Genomic DNA, 2,960 nt, shown 5'->3' on the forward strand with positions numbered 1-2,960 from the left:
GGGCGACAGAGCGAGCGACCGAGAGGACGACCGGCGATCTCCTCTCTCGTCGTCATCCTTCGTCGCGGCCGGCGGGCTGGGGCTTGCAGCGGAGGGATGGCCCGGGAGCGCGACGGGGCCCTCGTGTCTCGTGGATGCCCCCTGTTGGGTCTCGTGGGTGGCCCTCCTCGGGCCCCGTGTGCCTCATTCCGTGACCTCGGCGAACGACCTCTGCCCTCGTCCAGTGGCCCCGCCATTCTGGCGACCACCGCTTCGCTACCGCCTGTGCTTCGTCCCGTGGGCGCCGTCCCGTGGTGCGCACGGATGGCCGGTTCGTACTCGTGCGTCCCGTGGGATTCGAAACCGGAGAGAGGCGAAGGCCCGCGGAGGCGGTCGGCGCTCTCCCCGGCGGCGGGGCCGGTTGCGGCCTACCGGCCCTTTTCGGTAGGTTCCGGCACCAGCCAGTCGACGGCGTGTTTGTAAACGACCATCCGCCCCTGCGTCGCCACGATCACCAGGTTGTAGCGGCTGAGGCCGACGAGCTGCCCCACGACCTCTTGCCCGCCCCGCAGGCGGACCCGCACCCGCTGGCCGAGCAGCAGGTAGTCGGGATCCGGCCGCCGGGCCTGGGTGTTACCTGGCGTTGACTCCGCTCCGTCCGGGCGGACCGTGGCCGAAAGGCACGGCCGGACATTCGAATGCTCCATCGCCTCATCCCCTTCCCTTCTCCCGGACAGGAGACTGCATGCCTTTCGTTCGTCGCCGTCAAATCCGCTCTCAGTCCGAAGAGGCTGCTGCTTTCCAACCCCCCAGATGGCGCCGCAGTGGCTGGATGTGATCGTCCCGAAGTGGCCGCTGGGCTTTCAGGTCGAGCCGCCGCTTGACCGCCTCCCACAGCTCCAGGGCGGCCTGAGCGGCCTGTTCGATGGCCGCGCGCAGGTCTGCGTCCTCGCCGACCCCGGCCAGCGCTTCCGCCGCTGCCTGAAGCCACCGGGCAGCGGCCCGCAGAAGCTCCACCGAGGCTGCGGCGTCACCCGGCCTCGATTCCGCCAGCTCTGATGCGGAACCGACCCCCATTGAAGCCGTCGCAGGCTCCTCAGCCCGCGGCTCCTCAACCTCCAGCGTGACGGGGATGCGCTCCTCACCTGGTACCTCCTTGACCCCCGCCTGCAGTGGGGTGGGCTCCCGGTGCCTTGTTGGCGGGACGGTCGCGCCGGCCTCCGGTGTCGCCGCGGCGGGGCGCGCCGCGTCCTCAGGCTCCTGCTCGGCCGTGGTCCCCTCGGCAGGCTCCAGCGCAGACGCCGAGAGTTCGTCTGAAGGCTCAGGTTGCGAGTGGCGCCGCAGTCGTGCAGGCGCAGGGCACTCGCGCTGGATCACCCGGCGCACCTTCCGGTCCCGCCCGACCCGGACCGGCAACCGCGGAATTTCCGCAGTTCGTTCCAGATCCTGTCGGATCGCCCCTACCGTCTTGTCCGAAAGGCCCACATCATGGGCAACGCTGCGGTCAGAAGCTTCCGGAAAGGCCTTCAGCAAGCGCTCGGCGGCGCGCTTGCGCTCGTCCAGCGTGAGGGGAAGCCCGTTTCTCGCATTGGCCCGGATCGCCTCCCGCAACGCCTCCCGCTCGTCAAGGTCCTTGACCACGGCGGGCAGCTCCCGGCGACCCTCCCGGGAAGCCGCCTCCACCCGGTGGCGGCCGTCGAGCAGCACCAGCTGCTTGCCCAGGCGGGCCACCAGAATGGGCGGAAGCCGGTTGAGGATCGTGCGGTAGTGCTCCACGGTCGGCTCGTCCAGCGCGTCCCGGACATGAAACCTCGCGTCATCCAGCACGAGATCATCCACCCGGACCGTGGTGACCGGCACGCCCGGGTCGGCTTGCGCGGCGGGCCGCGTCTTGTTCGGAGCCATGCCATCCCTCCTCTGCATGGGGTCGCTATAGGGCTAGCCTCCGGTCGGCTCGTAGACGACCTGGGCGCCGTCGGCGGTCTGGACGCGGTGGGCTTTCCCTGTCTCAACCATCTCTTCCACTTCCCACCACGGCCGGAGTGCTGGCCGTTCCAGCCGCCGAACCCGGCAGTTGGCGTGCCCGAGACGGCAGGGTTCGCCGGCGTCGTGGGGCGGGTGCTGGGAGGCCGGCGACTGAACAGGTGCCGACGGGCTCGGGGGCTGGGGTGAACCGGCCGGCGCATCCTGATGACAATCGGGCCGGGAGGGTGCTGGCGCGGCGTCCGGGCCCGGGCAGGGAGCCTCTGCGGAGGCGGGCGCCGCGGAGTTCTCGGCTACGTCCTGGTCTTGTGCCGACATAGCCGAAGTCTCCGCGCCCCCCGACTGAGCGCCAGTGTCATCGGCTGGGGCGGGAGGACCGGCCAACGAGCGGAAGCCTGCGCTGAACACCATCCGGTGCGTGCGCGGTTTCCCGTCGTCGCCGAGCTCCTCTTCGAGCCATCGACGGGCCTGATTCGGGTCGAGCGCGCCTTCAGCCACCAGCAAAAAGAGGGCCTGCTCGGCTTCGTGACGCAGGTGGACAGCGGCCTCGAAGGCGTCGTCCGGGGCCGGCCGCCGGGTCGATATCCACCCCCCGGGGACGATGGCCTGCCACGCCTTGAGAAGCACTCTCAGGTGTTGCAGCACTGTCTGCCGGACGAGCAGGTGGACGCGTACCCCGTCGGAAGCCGGGTGCAAGTAACCGACCACCGGGCCGAGCGCCCGCTGGACAGGGCGCCGTTTCAGAAACCGGGTGATCGCCCGGCGTGTCTCCCGCGGACCCCAGTTCGGGGTGATGAGGACCAGCACCGTGAGGGGTTGGCCGGCCGGATACGCCTGCCAGAAGGCGGGGGCCCAGCGCTCAAGCTCATAGGCGGCGTGGCGACGGCTACATCGCTCGCATGCGGTGGCATGGCAGGGGTTCGTGGTCGGCCGCCACTCGATGCCGGGCGCCTCGGCGCAATCGTGCTGGTAGCCCTCATACCAGGCGTGGTCGCAGC

Annotated in this window: 3 protein-coding genes; all 3 read right to left on the minus strand. The window is 70.4% G+C overall.

Translation table 11 applies throughout. The features are described from left to right. Positions 1-407: 407 nt before the first annotated feature. A complete protein-coding gene (locus AB1609_19765) occupies positions 408-686 on the minus strand; it encodes a hypothetical protein (GenBank protein MEW6048681.1) in 279 nt (92 codons plus the stop codon). Positions 687-756: 70 nt separating this feature from the next. Continuing rightward, positions 757-1,884 (minus strand): ParB N-terminal domain-containing protein, encoded by a 1,128-nt coding sequence (locus AB1609_19770; protein ID MEW6048682.1) that lies wholly within the window; start codon positions 1,882-1,884, stop codon positions 757-759. 33 nt (positions 1,885-1,917) lie between these two features. Next, the coding region (locus AB1609_19775; GenBank protein ID MEW6048683.1) for a hypothetical protein at positions 1,918-2,960 on the minus strand (1,043 nt) is incomplete at its 5' end.

The sequence above is a fragment of the Bacillota bacterium genome (genome assembly GCA_040754675.1).
GTDB lineage: Bacteria > Bacillota > Limnochordia > Limnochordales > Geochordaceae > Geochorda.

Excerpts from the sequence above, each read along its gene's own strand:
- AB1609_19765 (MEW6048681.1), bottom strand. The coding sequence starts at position 686 with ATGGAGCATTCGAATGTCCGGCCGTGCCTTTCGGCCACGGTCCGCCCG.
- AB1609_19770 (MEW6048682.1), bottom strand. The coding sequence starts at position 1,884 with ATGGCTCCGAACAAGACGCGGCCCGCCGCGCAAGCCGACCCGGGCGTG.